This window comes from Rheinheimera baltica DSM 14885 (assembly GCF_000425345.1).
GTDB classification, from domain to species: Bacteria; Pseudomonadota; Gammaproteobacteria; order Enterobacterales; family Alteromonadaceae; genus Alishewanella; species Alishewanella baltica.
Genome location: NZ_AUDG01000025.1, coordinates 12924 through 28639, shown reverse-complemented (window position 1 = coordinate 28639; position 15716 = coordinate 12924). Strand labels below are relative to the sequence as shown.

The window sequence follows — 15716 nt, the reverse complement described above, 5'->3', positions numbered from 1 at the left end:
CCACAAGATAACAACGCAAATTCGGTTGAATTAGCATAGACTGCGGTAGATTACCACGGCTTATGCGAATGACCGCGGCTATCTGCCGCGGTGTTTTGACTAAACTTATTTTTGCTCGCGGGCAATGGCGCGGTAACCAATATCAGTGCGGCAGAACATGCCATCCCAACTAATTTTGTCTACCAGCTGATATGCCGCTTGCTGTGCAGCAGTAACATTCTGGCCTAATGCGGTAGCGCAAAGCACGCGTCCACCGTTGGTTAACACCTGATTGTCTTTAAGCTCAGTGCCAGCATGAAATACTTTTGCCGCTGCACTATCCGCACTGTCAAGACCACTTATTACCTTACCTTTGGCATAGCTATCAGGATAACCGCCAGCCGCTAACACAACGCCTACTGCGGCCTGTTCAGTAAAGTGAATCTGGTGGTTGGCAAGGTCGGTATGGGTTGCGGCTAAGCACAATTCCACTAAATCAGACTGTAAACGCATCATAATAGGTTGCGTTTCAGGGTCGCCAAACCGGCAGTTAAACTCCAGTACTTTGGCACTGCCATCGGGTGAAATCATCAAACCGGCGTACAAGAAGCCAGTAAACACGGTGCCTTCTGCTGCCATACCGTTTACAGTAGGGTAAATAACATGCTGCATTACCCAGTCATGTACTGCTGGCGTAACCACAGGGGCGGGTGAGTATGCCCCCATACCGCCGGTATTAGGCCCTTTGTCACCATTATCACGGGCTTTATGATCCTGTGACGATGCAAAAGGTAGCGCAGTTTTACCATCTACCATAACAATAAACGACGCTTCTTCACCGGTTAGAAACTCTTCCACAACAACCCGACTGCCAGCGTCACCAAACTTGTTGCCTGATAACATGTCGTCGATTGCGGCATCAGCTTCTTGCTGGCTCTGCGCAATAATCACGCCTTTACCTGCCGCTAAACCATCGGCTTTTATCACCACTGGTGTGCCTAATGTGTGAGCAAAAGCCTTAGCCGGAGCAATTTCCGTGAAAGTCTGATAAGCGGCGGTCGGAATACTGTGGCGGGCTAAAAAGTCTTTGGCAAAGGCTTTTGAGCTTTCCAGTTGTGCAGCTGCCTGTGTCGGGCCAAAAATGGCTAAACCGGCAGCGTTAAACGCATCAACCACGCCTTTAGCGAGCGGCGCTTCGGGCCCAACAATGGTTAAGCCAATCTGCTCTTGCTGGGCAAAAGCCAGCAGTTCAGCCACGTTATCCGCGGCAATAGCAACATTGGTCAGGTTTGCTTCCCGTGCTGTGCCAGCATTACCTGGCGCCACAAACACCTGTGTAGCTAAAGGCGACTGCGCCGTTTTCCATGCCAGAGCATGTTCGCGGCCACCGCCGCCAATTACCAGTACTTTCATTGCGCTTTCCGTTAATAACTAAATAAAAAATTATTTTGCTGCAGGTTTAACAAATTTTAAGGTCATGCGGTCACTTTCGCCGATGGCCATATACTTGTCTTTGTCCTGATCTTTTAACCGAAACGACGGTGGCAATGTCCAAACGCCGCCAGCATAGTCTGCGGTATCTTTCGCATTAGCGTTCACTTCGCTGCTGGCTTGAAACTCAAAACCTGCTTGTTCAGCCGCTTTTACCGTTAATGCCTGAGGGAAGTAACCGCTGTTAATCCACTCACCAACCATCTTGTCTGCCGGTAAACGGTGTTCTACTACACCTAATACGCCATCAGGTTTTAATGCCGCGTAAAATTGCTTGAAGCTATTAACCAGTGCTTCATCGCCACCTTGGTTATACCAGTTGTGCAGGTTTCTAAAAGTAAGCACAACGTCGGCGCTGCCTTCTGGTGCGATGGTATTGCTGCCTGTTGGCGAGAATTCAGTGAGTTGTACCCGGTTGTATATTGGGTTGCTGGCCAGTTTCTCAACAAAAGCGGCTCGGCTACGTTTGTAATAATCAGATTCAGTTTCAGCAGGAAAGTGAGCGGCATAGTAGGTGCCATGTGCCGCTAACAGCGGAGCCAGAATTTCGGTATACCAACCACCACCAGGGGAGATTTCAACAACGGTGCTGTTGGGTGTCACATTAAAAAAAGCTAAGGTTTCAGCGGGATTACGGAACGGGTCGCGCACAACATTCGCTGGAGTACGGCTTTGATGTTCAACAGCTAATTGCAAGGCATCAGTAGAGGCATCGGCCATCGTCAGTGAACTAAACAGAACAGCAGACAGTGCCGCAGCAAGTTTTATTGTTTTCATCTTCGTGGTTCCCTGTGGTGAAAGTGGCGGTAGTGTAGCAAAACAAAGTAAAAAAAGCAGGTTGGTGCGGCGCATTAATCAGTATAATTTAGATGGCCAGACTGCTATTTTCTCATCAACAATTATTCCAGGCTGTGCTAGAATATCAGCCCTTTTACGCGGGAAGCCTTATGTTAGACCAAATCCGAATTATTCTAGTGGGTACAACCCATACCGGCAATATTGGCTCGGTAGCCCGGGCAATGAAAACCATGGGCTTGTCACAGCTGTGTTTGGTGGCGCCGAAAGAGCTACCCGATGGCCAGGCATATGCACTGTCGGCCGGTGCCAGCGATATTCTGGCAAACGCCCGGGTGTTTGACAGTTTAAAAGAGGCCATTACCGATTGTGGCTTAGTGGTTGGCAGTAGCGCCCGTTCGCGCACATTAAGTTGGCCGATGCTGGAACCTCGTGATTGTGCTGCGTTGGCAGTGAAAGAGGCGGCAACACATCCGGTTGCGTTAGTGTTTGGCAGAGAAAGTAGTGGCTTAACTAACGAGGAGTTACAACTGTGTAATTACCATGTGTGTATACCGGCCAATCCGGATTACAGCTCGCTCAATTTAGCCATGGCAGTACAAATTGTTACGTATGAAGTGCGCATGGCGATGTTGCAACAGGCTGAGCAAACCGCTGTGGTGGATGAGGTCGCCTATCCAACCAGTGAGCAGATGAACAGTTTTTATCAGCATTTAGAAGATACGTTAAACGATACGGGTTTTATTATTAAACAGCATCCGGGTGTTGTCATGACAAAATTAAAGCGTTTGTTTACCCGTGCCCGGCCGGAAGAAGCCGAATACAATATTTTGCGCGGTATATTAACCTCAGTACAGCGTTTTGGTCGCAATACTATGGGTGATAAGGAGTAACGCATGTTTGCGGGTATCAAAGAAGATATCAAAAGTGTGTTTGAACGCGATCCTGCGGCGCGCAGTAGTTTTGAAGTATTAACAAACTATCCGGGCTTGCATGCTATTTGGTGGCATCGGGTAAGTCATAAACTCTGGCGTGCTAACTGGAAGGGGTTGGCGCGTTTTTTAAGTACACTGTCACGCTGGTTTACTGGTGTGGAGATTCATCCAGGTGCGAAAATTGGACGACGCTTTTTTATCGATCATGGTATGGGCGTTGTTATTGGCGAAACGGCTGAAATTGGTGATGATGTTACCCTGTATCATGGTGTAACACTGGGTGGTACCAGCTGGAATCCGGGTAAGCGTCATCCAACCCTGGCTAACGGTGTTGTTATTGGTGCCGGTGCTAAAGTACTGGGTCCGCTGATGGTGGGTGAAAACGCCCGCATAGGTTCAAATGCGGTGGTAGTTAAAGATGTACCTGCAGGAGCCACCGTTATAGGTATCCCGGGACGCATTGTGGCCAAAGCGGACGCTATTGTCAGTGCAGAGCGCAAGCAATTGGCACAGAAGTTTGGTTTTGATGCCTACGCGGTAGCGGCCGATAACCCGGATCCGGTTGCGAATGCCATTGGCCGGATGCTGGATCACATACAGCTGCTGGATCGTAAAGTGGGTGAATTGTGTCACAGCGTTAATCAGCTCGGTGGCAATGTTTGTGATCAAGTGCCCACTGTTGATATTGAAGAAGAAGACTTTAAATTGGCAGAAAAACGTGCCGCAGACGCTCGTAAACGTGACGTAGAAGCCTTTGACCCGAATATCTGATTATTGCTAGTTCGGAACTTAGTGACCTGAATACTTGACTAACTTACTAGGTTATTAATACTTGACTAAAATAGTCGGGAATGTACAATGGCGCCATTGTTTTCAGGGAGCAAAGCATGAGATTAACGTCCAAAGGCCGCTATGCGGTAACGGCTATGTTAGATGTAGCCTTACACACAGCAACGGGCCCGGTGCCACTGGCTGACATTTCCGAGCGTCAGGGTATTTCGTTGTCTTATCTTGAACAATTGTTCGCCCGGTTACGTAAACACGGTTTAGTTAGCAGCGTGCGAGGCCCGGGTGGCGGTTATCAGCTGGGGCGTGAAGCCACAACCATTTCAGTTTCTGATGTGATCAGCGCTGTCGATGAGTCAGTTGATGCCACTCGCTGTCAGGGCAAGTCTGATTGTCATGGCGGAACCCGTTGTTTAACGCATACCTTGTGGAGCGATCTAAGCCATCGCATTGAAGATTTTCTTACCAGTATTACGCTGGGAGAGCTGGTTAACCAGCAGGATGTACAGACTCAGGCAAAACGGCCAAACAGCCGTATTGTAAAGAACCCGGCAACTGATATCGAAGTTAGCTGCCAGCTGTAGGCAACACGGAGCAAATAATGAAGCTACCTATTTATCTGGATTACGCTGCAACTACGCCGGTTGATACCCGTGTAGCAGAGAAAATGATGCAGTTTTTAACAATGGACGGCGAGTTTGGTAACCCGGCATCACGTTCGCATCGTTTTGGCTGGCAAGCTGAAGAAGCGGTAGAAATTGCCCGCAGCCAGATTGCTGAGCTGATTAACGCTGATCCACGCGAAATTGTATTTACTTCTGGCGCAACAGAATCCAATAACCTGGCGATTAAAGGCGCGGCTGATTTTTACCATAAAAAGGGTAAGCACCTGATTACGGTTAAAACTGAGCATAAAGCCACGCTGGATACCATGCGTCAGCTTGAACGCGAAGGTTATGAAGTCACCTACATGGAACCGCAAACCGACGGTTTGGTGACGGTAGCGATGTTAGAAGCGGCTATTCGTCCTGATACCAGCGTGATCAGTGTGATGTTTGTCAATAATGAAATTGGCGTAGTGCAAGACATCGCAGCCATAGGCGAGATGTGTCGCAGCAAAGGTATTATTTTTCACGTTGACGCTGCTCAGGCTGCTGGCAAAGTAGAGATTGACCTGCAAACACTTAAAGTCGATTTAATGTCATTTTCAGCGCATAAAGCCTATGGCCCTAAAGGCATTGGCGCGTTGTTTGTTCGTCGCAAACCCCGTATTCGCTTAGAAGCACAAATGCACGGCGGTGGGCATGAACGTGGAATGCGTTCAGGCACGTTGCCAACGCATCAGATTGTTGGCATGGGCGAAGCTTTCCGTATTGCTAAGTTGGAAATGCAAGCTGAAATTAGCCGCATTACCGTGCTGCGTGATCGGCTGCTTAACGGCGTTAAAGACTTAGAGCAAGTCTTTTTAAACGGTAATCGCGAGCAGCGTGTGCCACATATCACTAACATCAGCTTTAACTATGTTGAAGGTGAGTCGTTGATCATGGCGTTGAAAGATATTGCTGTGTCATCAGGTTCAGCCTGTACGTCAGCCAGCCTTGAGCCGTCTTACGTGCTGCGTGCACTGGGTATGAGTGATGAACTGGCGCACAGTTCTATTCGTTTTAGTATCGGCCGTTTTACCACGGAAGAACAAGTTGATCACACGATTAAAATAGTACACCAGGCGATTGATAAGCTGCGTGCAATGTCACCGTTGTGGGATATGTTCAAAGATGGCGTCGATTTAAACACTGTGGCCTGGGTTGCGCACTAAGCGTTCCGGCTGCACAAGAGGTAATTATCATGGCATACAGTAATAAAGTAATCGATCACTACGAAAATCCACGTAACGTTGGCTCGTTCGACAAAGACGACGCCAGTGTTGCCACCGGTATGGTGGGGGCACCGGCATGCGGTGACGTAATGAAGCTACAAATAAAAGTGAGCCCGGATGGGATTATCGAAGACGCTAAGTTTAAAACTTACGGCTGTGGTAGTGCTATTGCTTCAAGCTCATTGGTAACAGAATGGGTTAAAGGTAAAAGCCTGGACGAAGCGCAGCAGATAAAAAACACTGACATCGCGCAGGAACTGGCATTACCACCAGTGAAAATTCACTGTTCAATTTTGGCTGAAGACGCCATCAAAGCGGCTATTGCTGACTATAAGCAAAAGCACGGAGGCTGAGTGTAATGGCGATTTCAATGACAACTGCCGCTGCTGATCGGGTGCGTAGCTTTTTGCAAAACCGGGGTAAAGGTTTAGGGTTGCGGGTAGGTATTAAAACCACCGGCTGCTCTGGCCTGGCATATGTACTGGAATTTGTTGATACACTGAACGACGACGATGAAGTGTTTGAACAGGACGACCTGAAGCTGATAGTTGACGGTAAAAGCTTGGTATATATCGACGGTACTCAGCTGGATTTTGTTAAAGAAGGCTTAAATGAAGGCTTTCAGTTTAACAATCCCAACGTTAATGGCGAATGTGGTTGTGGCGAAAGTTTCACAGTTTAAGCACTTAATTTAAGTATCTAGAGGCCGGATGAATTATTTTCAGCTGTTTAATCTGCCGGCGTCGTTCGACCTTGATCTAACGGAGCTTGGGTCGCGCTATTTGCAACTGCAGCGCCGTTTTCATCCTGATCAGCATAGTGCGGGTTCAGAGCGTGATAAACTGCTCGCAGTGCAGCAGACCGCTAACATTAATGATGCGTATCACAGTTTAAAGCATCCGCTCCTGCGGGCTGAGCATCTGCTGGCGTTACGGGGTTTGAAGATCAGCAATGAGCAACGTAGCTTTACTGATCCGATGTTTTTAATGCAGCAAATGGAACTACGTGAGCAAATTGCCGAGATAGAGCAAAGTGCCGACCCGGATTCTGTCATTGATTCGATAGAGCGCCAACTACAGCAGCAAAAAAGAGCCCTGCTTCAGCAGTTGGCCGCTGCGCTTGATGCGGATAATACAGCGCAGGATCAACTTGCTGCTGATGTGATCCGTAAACTAAAATTCTTCTTTAAGCTGCAGCAAGAGCTGGAGCTGATAGAACAGCAACTACAAGACTAAACGACACTATGCTATTACAGATCGCAGAGCCCGGACAAAGCGCTGCGCCGCATCAGCACAAGCTAGCGGCCGGTATTGACCTTGGAACCACCAACTCTCTGGTTGCAACAGTGCGCAGTGGTGAGGCTAAAACGCTGGTAAATCAGCAAGGTCGCGACATGCTACCGTCCGTAGTACGTTACACCGCAGATAACGTTATTGTTGGCGATGATGCGATGGCCGCCGCCGCTACCGATGCCGATAACACTATCGTGTCGGTAAAGCGATTAATGGGCAAAGGCTATAGCGAAACGCTGGCGCTTAAAGACAAAGTTCCCTATCAGCTTGTTGACCAACAAGGGTTAGTGGCCATTGATACCGCACAAGGCGTGAAGAACCCGGTTGAAATATCCGCTGAAATTCTGGCTACCCTGGCCAATACGGCCAGCGAAACCTTAGGTGGCGAATTAAACGGTGTAGTGATTACCGTGCCGGCCTATTTTGACGATGCCCAACGCCAAGCGACGAAAGATGCCGCTAAATTAGCCGGTTTAAACGTGATGCGACTATTGAATGAACCTACGGCTGCTGCGCTAGCCTATGGTTTAGATTCTGGCCAGGAAGGTGTTATCGCCGTATATGACTTAGGCGGCGGTACCTTTGACATCTCTATTTTGCGTTTACGTCGGGGAGTGTTTGAAGTACTGGCGACGGGTGGTGACTCTGCTTTAGGCGGTGATGACTTTGACCATGCCATTGTTAGTCATCTGCAACAACTCAGTGGTCAAAGTAGCTTGTCTCATCAGGCCATGAGGCACTATTTAACCTTAGCCCGTCATGTTAAAGAGCAATTAACTGATAACGAAGTAACGCATTTTACGTTGCCTGGCGCTGCAGACAGCATGCAACTGTCACGGGCAGATATTGAGCAATTGATTGCGCCGCTGGTAAAGAAAACCATTCGCGCCTGTCGTCAGGTATTGCGCGATGCTGATTTAACCGTTGAAGACGTTGTTAAAGTGGTTATGGTAGGTGGGTCTACCCGGGTGCCATTAGTGCGACAGGACGTAGCCCGCTTTTTTGGCAATGAACCCCTTACCTCTATTGACCCTGACAAAGTGGTTGCCTTAGGTGCTGCTATTCAGGCTAATGTATTGGTAGGTAATAAAGCCGATAGTGATACGCTGCTGCTGGACGTTATTCCATTGTCATTGGGACTTGAGACGATGGGTGGCCTGACAGAAAAAATTATCCCACGTAACACGGTAATACCCGTTGCCCGGGCGCAGGAATTTACCACTTTCAAAGATGGCCAGACTGCCATGGCGCTGCATGTGGTGCAGGGTGAACGTGAACTGGTGGATGACTGCCGCTCACTGGCGCGCTTTGAATTAAGAGGCATACCACCTATGCCTGCAGGTGGCGCGCACATTCGTGTTACTTTTCAAGTAGATGCCGATGGCTTGCTGAGCGTTACTGCGCAAGAGAAATCGAGCGGCGTACAAGCGAATATTCAGGTTAAACCGTCTTATGGTTTAAGTGACGAGCAAGTTACCACTATGCTGAAAAGCTCAATGCAATTTGCGCGGCAGGATATGCAGCTCCGTTTGTTACGTGAGCAGCAAGTTGAAGCCGAGCGTGTACTTGAAGCGGTGTCACAGGCGCTTAATACCGACGTATCATTGCTTGATGAAAAGGAAGTCGCCGATATTACCCAGGCGCTTGCTCGCTTAGCACAGGTGAAACAGGGTGATGATACTGCAGCGATTAAAGCGGCTATTGAACACACCAATACTTTAACAGATGATTTTGCCGCTCGACGCATGGATCAGTCTATCCGAACTGCGCTCAAAGGCCACAACGTGGACGAGGTATAACAAATGCCACAAATCGTATTTTTACCCCATGCAGAACTGTGCCCAGACGGTGCAGCCCTGGATGCTAATACTGGTGAAACGGTGCTAGATGTTGCACTTCGCAACGGTATATCCATTGAACACGCATGCGAGAAATCGTGTGCTTGCACTACCTGCCATGTGATTGTGCGCGAAGGCTTTTATTCGTTAAATGAAAGCGATGAGCTCGAGGACGACATGCTCGATAAAGCCTGGGGCTTAGAGCCGGAATCGCGTTTGGGCTGTCAAGCGCGAATAGCAGATGAAGACTTGGTGGTGGAGATACCGAAATATACGGTAAATATGGTCAGTGAAGGCCATTAGCCCTCATAATATTAAAAGGCCTGCAAGGGCCTTTTTTTACGTCTATTCTAAGACTTAGAATAATAATAAATATTAAACTCAGGGCAGATTCGCGCACTATAAGCTAGTCTGTTCAAGACAACGATAATGACGGAGCATCTATGCTTAAAAAATCTCTTATTGCATTTGCCGTATCCGGCTTGCTAATAGCGCCTGCTCACGCTGAAGTGCAGATCAATGGTTTTGCATCAATTAAAGCGGGCATGACACTGGACAGCGATGATGAACTTTATGGCTACACCAATGATTTAGATTTTAAGAACGAAAGTTTAATGGCGTTGCAAGTTCGCTCTGACCTGGGCGAAAAACTGTCAGTAACCGCCCAGCTAATGGGGCGCGGGAGCAACGACTTTGATATTGGTTTTGAATGGGCATTCATCACTTACCAGTTAAATGACAACACCATGATAAACGCAGGGCGCTTACGTGGGCCATTTTATAAGTATTCAGAATACAAAGATGTGGGTTATGCCTATGACTGGTCTAGGGTGCCCCGCAGCGTCTATGGTTTGGGCTTTGATAACATCGAGGGTATATCGGTTTATCGTACAGATATTATTGCCGGTTTTGACTCGACGTTGATCGCAATGTATGGCGGCTATGACGGTACTACTGGTTTGGGCGATGGCCAGCTGGATGGGTTTTTCGGCGCAAGTTGGGAGCTAAGCCGGGATTGGTATAACTTTCGTATAGCGTATTATAACGCGGATGCTTCACTGACCTTTGCTAATCAGGATGCGAATAACCTACTGGGGGCGTTAAATGCTAATGGCTTTGCTGCGCTGGCAGAAGAAATTGACTTTGATAAAGACAAGGGCACCTTTTTTGGCATCGGGGCCGGCATAGATCGGGAAAACTTAGTTATTGTGGCGGAATATAACCGTACAGAAGTAGACAATACCTTATTTGCCAACCGGGAAAATTACTTTATTTCTGTTGCGTACCGTTTAGGAAGTATCACGCCATACATCTCGCATGAATGGGAGCGACATGATTCTAAGCCGGAGATTTACCAACCGTATCAAAATCTTGCTAGCACACCTTTAGCGCCATTATATTTTGGGGCTGTTGCTACCGTGGAAAGTCAGGCAAAAGAAGCCGATACCTTAAACATTGGTTTGAGGTATGACTTTCATTCCTCGGCGGCATTTAAACTTCAGTATACCTCGCAGAAAAATAAGCTGTTAGATACGCGTGTTGGCTTATTGGTAGCAGGCGTAGATCTGGTCTTTTAAGGAGAAGCGTGATGATACAAAAAATAGCTCTATTGGTTTTTGTACTGAGTTTTGGCGTGCAGGCAGACATTGCGGTGATTGTAAATCCTGCTAACGCTAACGTTGTCTCCGCAGACGATTTAAACCGGTTATTTTTAGGCCGTGCTTCTAGCTTTGCAGATGGGAGTAAAGCCACGCCATTGAATTTGTCAGAAGGCCAAGTTGCAAGAGACGAATTTGATAGCAAAGTATTAAATCGTTCATCTGCTCAGTTAAAAGCTTACTGGTCAAAGCTGGTGTTTACCGGTAAGGGCACGCCGCCGAAAGAAATGGCAGATGATGCTGCAGTTAAGGCCGCTGTAGCCGCTGATCCTAATGCCATTGGTTATATAAGCAGTGGTAGTGTCGACGGCACGGTTAAAGTGGTTACAACGTTCTAATTGCTGGCAACAGTGTAAAACTACTGTCATTAAAAGCCGCAACACTATGTTGCGGCTTTTTTATCAGCAAAAATAGGTTTTTTTTTACAACTAGCGTATAATTTGCCGCCTTAAAATTTAATCACTCAGTTTATAAACATACTTAATCAGGGAGCCTGTTATGGCGTTAGAACGTACTTTTTCAATTATCAAGCCAGATGCTGTAGCTAAAAATGTTATCGGTGCAATTTACAACCGTTTCGAATCAGCCGGTTTACGTATCGTTGCTGCCAAAATGCTACACTTAAGCCAAGAACAAGCTGAAGGTTTCTACGCTGAGCACAAAGAGCGTCCTTTCTTTGGCGCTTTAGTGTCTTTTATGACGTCTGGCCCGGTAATGGTTCAGGTATTAGAAGGTGAAGACGCGGTACGTAAAAACCGTGAAATCATGGGTGCAACTAACCCTAAAGATGCGACAGCGGGCACGTTACGTGCTGATTACGCTGCAAGCATCGATGAAAATGCTGTGCACGGTTCAGACGCTGCGGCATCAGCTGCACGTGAAATTGCTTACTTCTTCACAGAAGCTGAGCTGTGTGCCCGTACCCGTTAAGCGTTAATCGCCTGCGGTAACGGACTAAGGGGGCAGCAGCCCCCTTAGTGCATGTTGGTACAGTGTTTTATGGCTATTGTTTATTGTGGTAAGGAGTGTTCAGCAAATGACTGAGCAACAAAGCAAAATTAATTTACTTGATCTTACGCGTGCGCAAATGCAGGCGTTTTTTGTCGATATGGGCGAAAAACCATTCCGTGCCGATCAGGTAATGAAATGGATTTACCACTTCTGTATCGATGACTTCGATAAGATGAGCAATATCAATAAAGTATTGCGGGAAAAACTGAAAACGCGCTGTGTTATTGAAGCCCCCGTTGTGGTTACCCGGCAGGACAGCAGTGACGGTACCATTAAGTTTGTTATGGGCTTAAGCGGTGGCCAGGAAGTTGAGACTGTCTGGATCCCAGAAAAAGACCGCCGCACGTTATGTGTGTCATCTCAGGTTGGCTGTGCATTAGATTGTTCGTTCTGTTCAACCGCGCAGCAAGGTTTTAACCGCAACCTAAGCGTGTCAGAAATTATTGGCCAGGTATGGCGCGTGGCTCAAATTATTGGCAGCTACGGTGATACTGGCGATAAGCCTGTTACCAATGTTGTGATGATGGGGATGGGAGAACCGCTACTTAACCTTAATAACGTGGTCCCAGCGATGGAGCTGATGCTGGAAGATTTCGGCTTTGGGCTTTCAAAGCGTCGTGTCACGCTAAGTACATCAGGCGTGGTACCCGCATTGGACTTATTGCGTGACAAAATCGACGTTGCGTTGGCTATTTCATTGCATGCGCCAAATAATGAATTACGTAACGAATTGGTACCGGTAAACCGTAAATACCCGATGGAAGAGTTTTTAGCGGCTTCAAGGCGTTATGTGGCGAACTCTAAGGCCAATGATAAGGTCACAGTAGAGTACGTCATGCTTGACGGTGTTAACGACAGCATGGAACAGGCGCATGAACTGGCGCATGCGCTGAAAGATACACCGTCAAAAATCAATTTGATCCCGTTTAATCCGTATCCAGGCTCGCCGTACAAGCGTTCCAGCAACTCACGGATTGACAGATTTAACAAAGTCTTACAAGAATACGGCTTTACTGTTATTGTACGGAAAACCCGTGGTGATGACATTGATGCTGCTTGTGGTCAATTGGTAGGCGATGTTATCGACAGAACAAAAAGGCTGATTAAAAAGCAGCAAAAAGGTCAGCCAATAGACATAAAAATGCTGCAATAAATCAAGGAAGTGGGTGTGGTGAAGCAAAAAGTTCTCATTGGTATTTCACTCTGTAGTTTGCTGGTGTTATCAGGTTGCGTATCGGAACAAACGTATGTCGGCAGTGATAAGCCGGTATCAGACCGTAGCTTTGATAATATTGAAGCGGCTCGCACCCGTATTTCGCTGGGGTTGAACTATTTACGTCGTGGCGACACCTCACAGGCAAAATATAACCTAGAACGGGCGCGCAGTTTTGCGCCCAATTCCGCAGAGGTTTATAGCGCCTTAGCCTACTATTATCAAAGCGTTGATGAATTAAAGCAGGCTGAAGAGTACTTTCGGCTGTCTATTTCCAAAGACAGCAATTATGCGGATGCTTACAATAACTTTGGTGCTTTCCTGTGTCAGTTAAATCGCTATGAAGAGTCAGAAGAGTTACTACTTAAAGCGATTAGCCGACCTGGCTATATTCGTGTTGCTGAGAGCTACGAAAACCTAGCGCTATGTCAGTTACAACAAAACAACTTTGTTAAAGCGAACCGTTTTCTGGATTCTTCTATTAGCCATAACTCTACCAGAATTAGCTCCCTCACTATGTTAGCTGCGGTATCTTATGCGATGGGGGATAACCGCCAGGCTAAAACGCAATTAGATCGAATTCAGCGTTTAGGAAGGGTTTCTGCTACAACCGTGCTGCTTAGTTACCTTATAGCAGATAAAAATGGTGACCGTGAAACCTTACGTAACGCCGAACAATTGCTACTGACACTCTACAGCGATACACCTGAAGCCAGGCTGTTATTGCAAGGTAAGTTGCAAGACAGTGAGTTTGAGCGACTACGTGAAAGGTACAAAGAAAGCCTGATGGCAAACATTGTATTGCCTGAAGATGATGCAGTAAAAACAGAAGTACCAGAAGCCCCTGTGGCTAATCCCAAGTTAAAGATAGTGCGGCGTAAAAATGATAGTGGTCAGACCGACAACGTTGCTGTTGCTCAAGCGACACCAAGGTCGCAGCCTGCCAAAGCCGGCGCAGAACCCGCAGCGTTGAAAAACGCTACCAGCGACATTGCTAATAGTTTAGGTGGTGTTACGCAAACTGCCGTTGCAGAACTGGCGAATGTCGATGTTTTGCCTGATGAGAAAGTAAACGTTGATAACACCTACGACAAGCAAATTGTTGATGCGCAGCAAGCGGAGCAAGAGGCTGCAGCATTATTAGTGTTGCAAGAGCAGCAACGTGAGCAAGCGGAGCAAGACGCGGCAGTATTAGCGCTGCAAGAGCAGCAACGCCTGCAAGCAGAGCAAGACGCGGCAGTATTAGCGGTGCAAGAACAGCAACGCCTGCAAGCAGAGCAAGACGCGGCAGTATTAGCGCTGCAAGAACAGCAACGCCTGCAAGCAGAGCAAGACGCGGCAGTATTAGAGGTGCAAGAACAGCAACGCCTGCAAGCCGAACAAGACGCTACAGCATTGGCCGTGACAGAAAAAGACAATCTGCAAACTGAACCCTTGCAAACCCAACCTCTGCAAACTGAGCCAGATGTTTTAGCGCAAACCGAACAGAGCGATACCACAGCGGACACCGAGCCTATGCCGTCGGTTGATGCGTCAATCAGTGAAGATTTAGAAAGTGCGACAGCGAAGTCGCAGACCCAGATGCAGGAAGATGAACGTGCCACTGTGCCAGATTCAGAGCAGGCTGTTGCAACAGAGGTATTAGATTTACCCAATTATCATATTGTGCAAAGCGCTGAGTCGCTGTATGCGATATCTGTACAGCATAATATTCGCCTGCAGCGTTTAATGGATTGGAATAAGCTTACGCCTGACTCCGTTATTAAAACGGGGCAAAAAATATGGTTGGGCCCTGTAAGCGAAGAGCAACTGAATGAACAGCCCGCAACAGCCAGAGTTCAAATTGTCGCCTCTGAACCTATGCACATCGTTGCTGAGGGTGAAACCATGTTTGGTATTTCTTATCGCTACAATATCCGGTTAAGTAGTTTCTTAAGCTGGAATAACCTTAGCGAAAACAGTAAATTACAGGTTGGTCAGCAAGTATATGTTATTGACCCGGAAAGTGTTAATCAATGACAACCGAAGATCAGGTATCTGCCAGTGCCGGCCAGATGTTACTGCAAGGCAGAGAACAGCGCCAGCTTAGCGTACAGCAGGTTGCGTTACAGCTTAATTTAAAACCGGAACAAGTTATTAAGCTAGAGCAAGATCAGTTTGATAACATGCCTGAAACCTTTGCCCGTGGTTACGTTAGGGCATATGGGCGCTTGCTTAAACTACCTGAATCACCCTTGATGGCGGCTTACGCTCAGCAAAGCGGTCGTGAGCAAAGCATTACTAAGCCAATGCGGACGTTTTCTAATCGTACTGCAAAGCAGGCAACGGAAAACCGCTTTATGTGGCTAACTTACGGCATTATTTTGCTGCTAGTTGTATTGTTGTTTATTTGGTGGTGGCAAACCGCCAGAGTCACGGTATCCAATGCCGAACAGCCTGTACCTGAGCCTGAAGTGGTAATATCCGCAACGGTAACTGACGTTATAGCTGAACCGCCGCAACCCACACCGGAACAGTTCAGCGAGATGTTAGAACTATTAGTACCTGCAGAGGAAAATACCGCCGAATCTGCAGCAATTGAGCTTGTACCTGTTGTTGATCTGTTAGAAATGCGTTTTAGTGAAAATTGCTGGGTTGACGTTTTGGATGCCGATGGCAACCGGGTTGCATTTGGTACCAAACAAGCAGGTTACATTATGCAGCTAAGTGGCAAGGCGCCGTTTACTGTTACCCTGGGAAACCCTAGTGTCGTGAAGATTAATTTCAATCAGCAGGCTGTTGATATGTCAGCATTAGCGGCTGGTAGAGTGGCTAAATTTACAATTCCTGAGTCAGATTAAGC

At 47.4% G+C, this 15716-nt stretch carries 17 protein-coding genes; 15 read left to right on the top strand and 2 right to left on the bottom strand.

Annotation, left to right across the window (positions count from 1 at the left end):
* Nucleotides 1-105: 105 nt before the first annotated feature.
* Together purD and H595_RS0109960 are read right to left on the bottom strand one after the other, a co-directional pair.
* Complete coding sequence (gene purD, locus H595_RS0109965; protein WP_027671082.1) at nucleotides 106-1392, bottom strand: phosphoribosylamine--glycine ligase; 1287 nt, start codon at nucleotides 1390-1392, stop codon at nucleotides 106-108.
* Between the two features lie 30 nt (nucleotides 1393-1422).
* Nucleotides 1423-2247, bottom strand: a complete 825-nt coding sequence (locus tag H595_RS0109960; RefSeq protein ID WP_027671081.1) for a class I SAM-dependent methyltransferase — start codon at nucleotides 2245-2247, stop codon at nucleotides 1423-1425.
* 170 nt (nucleotides 2248-2417) lie between these two features.
* Here H595_RS0109960 and trmJ point away from each other — a divergent pair, with 170 nt between their 5' ends.
* From trmJ to H595_RS0109885, 15 genes are all read left to right on the top strand, one after another.
* Nucleotides 2418-3158, top strand: a complete 741-nt coding sequence (gene trmJ / locus H595_RS0109955; RefSeq protein WP_027671080.1) for a tRNA (cytosine(32)/uridine(32)-2'-O)-methyltransferase TrmJ — start codon at nucleotides 2418-2420, stop codon at nucleotides 3156-3158.
* Nucleotides 3159-3161: 3 nt separating this feature from the next.
* The gene (gene cysE / locus H595_RS0109950; RefSeq protein ID WP_027671079.1) at nucleotides 3162-3971 is read left to right on the top strand and encodes a serine O-acetyltransferase; all 810 of its coding nucleotides are present in this window, start codon (nucleotides 3162-3164) and stop codon (nucleotides 3969-3971) included.
* 116 nt (nucleotides 3972-4087) lie between these two features.
* On the top strand, nucleotides 4088-4570 hold the full coding sequence (gene iscR / locus H595_RS0109945; protein ID WP_027671078.1) for a Fe-S cluster assembly transcriptional regulator IscR: 483 nt from the start codon (nucleotides 4088-4090) through the stop codon (nucleotides 4568-4570).
* 17 nt (nucleotides 4571-4587) lie between these two features.
* Nucleotides 4588-5802, top strand: a complete 1215-nt coding sequence (locus H595_RS0109940; RefSeq protein ID WP_027671077.1) for an IscS subfamily cysteine desulfurase — start codon at nucleotides 4588-4590, stop codon at nucleotides 5800-5802.
* Between the two features lie 29 nt (nucleotides 5803-5831).
* A complete protein-coding gene (iscU, locus tag H595_RS0109935; protein ID WP_027671076.1) occupies nucleotides 5832-6215 on the top strand; it encodes a Fe-S cluster assembly scaffold IscU in 384 nt (127 codons plus the stop codon).
* 5 nt (nucleotides 6216-6220) lie between these two features.
* Nucleotides 6221-6544, top strand: coding sequence for an iron-sulfur cluster assembly protein IscA (gene iscA, locus H595_RS0109930; protein WP_027671075.1), 324 nt, complete (start codon nucleotides 6221-6223; stop codon nucleotides 6542-6544).
* A 28-nt stretch (nucleotides 6545-6572) separates the two neighbouring features.
* Entirely contained in the window at nucleotides 6573-7097 is a 525-nt protein-coding gene (hscB, locus tag H595_RS0109925; protein WP_027671074.1) for a co-chaperone HscB, read from the top strand.
* A gap of 8 nt (nucleotides 7098-7105) precedes the next feature.
* Nucleotides 7106-8953, top strand: a complete 1848-nt coding sequence (gene hscA, locus H595_RS0109920) for a Fe-S protein assembly chaperone HscA (protein WP_027671073.1) — start codon at nucleotides 7106-7108, stop codon at nucleotides 8951-8953.
* A gap of 3 nt (nucleotides 8954-8956) precedes the next feature.
* Nucleotides 8957-9295 (top strand): ISC system 2Fe-2S type ferredoxin, encoded by a 339-nt coding sequence (fdx, locus tag H595_RS0109915; RefSeq protein WP_027671072.1) that lies wholly within the window; start codon nucleotides 8957-8959, stop codon nucleotides 9293-9295.
* A gap of 140 nt (nucleotides 9296-9435) precedes the next feature.
* Nucleotides 9436-10569: a porin family protein gene (locus H595_RS0109910; protein ID WP_027671071.1), complete on the top strand. Its 1134-nt coding sequence runs from the start codon at nucleotides 9436-9438 to the stop codon at nucleotides 10567-10569.
* Nucleotides 10570-10580: 11 nt separating this feature from the next.
* On the top strand, nucleotides 10581-10988 hold the full coding sequence (locus H595_RS0109905; protein WP_051219829.1) for a type 2 periplasmic-binding domain-containing protein: 408 nt from the start codon (nucleotides 10581-10583) through the stop codon (nucleotides 10986-10988).
* 160 nt (nucleotides 10989-11148) lie between these two features.
* Nucleotides 11149-11580 (top strand): nucleoside-diphosphate kinase, encoded by a 432-nt coding sequence (gene ndk / locus H595_RS0109900; protein WP_027671069.1) that lies wholly within the window; start codon nucleotides 11149-11151, stop codon nucleotides 11578-11580.
* 106 nt (nucleotides 11581-11686) lie between these two features.
* The gene (gene rlmN, locus H595_RS0109895; RefSeq protein ID WP_027671068.1) at nucleotides 11687-12814 is read left to right on the top strand and encodes a dual-specificity RNA methyltransferase RlmN; all 1128 of its coding nucleotides are present in this window, start codon (nucleotides 11687-11689) and stop codon (nucleotides 12812-12814) included.
* 15 nt (nucleotides 12815-12829) lie between these two features.
* Nucleotides 12830-14893 carry a type IV pilus biogenesis/stability protein PilW gene (gene pilW / locus H595_RS0109890; RefSeq protein ID WP_027671067.1) on the top strand — a complete coding sequence of 688 codons (2064 nt, stop codon included), beginning with the start codon at nucleotides 12830-12832 and terminating at the stop codon, nucleotides 14891-14893.
* Nucleotides 14890-15714 (top strand): RodZ domain-containing protein, encoded by an 825-nt coding sequence (locus H595_RS0109885; protein WP_027671066.1) that lies wholly within the window; start codon nucleotides 14890-14892, stop codon nucleotides 15712-15714. Before pilW ends, H595_RS0109885 begins: the two co-directional genes overlap by 4 nt.
* Nucleotides 15715-15716 lie beyond the last annotated feature (2 nt).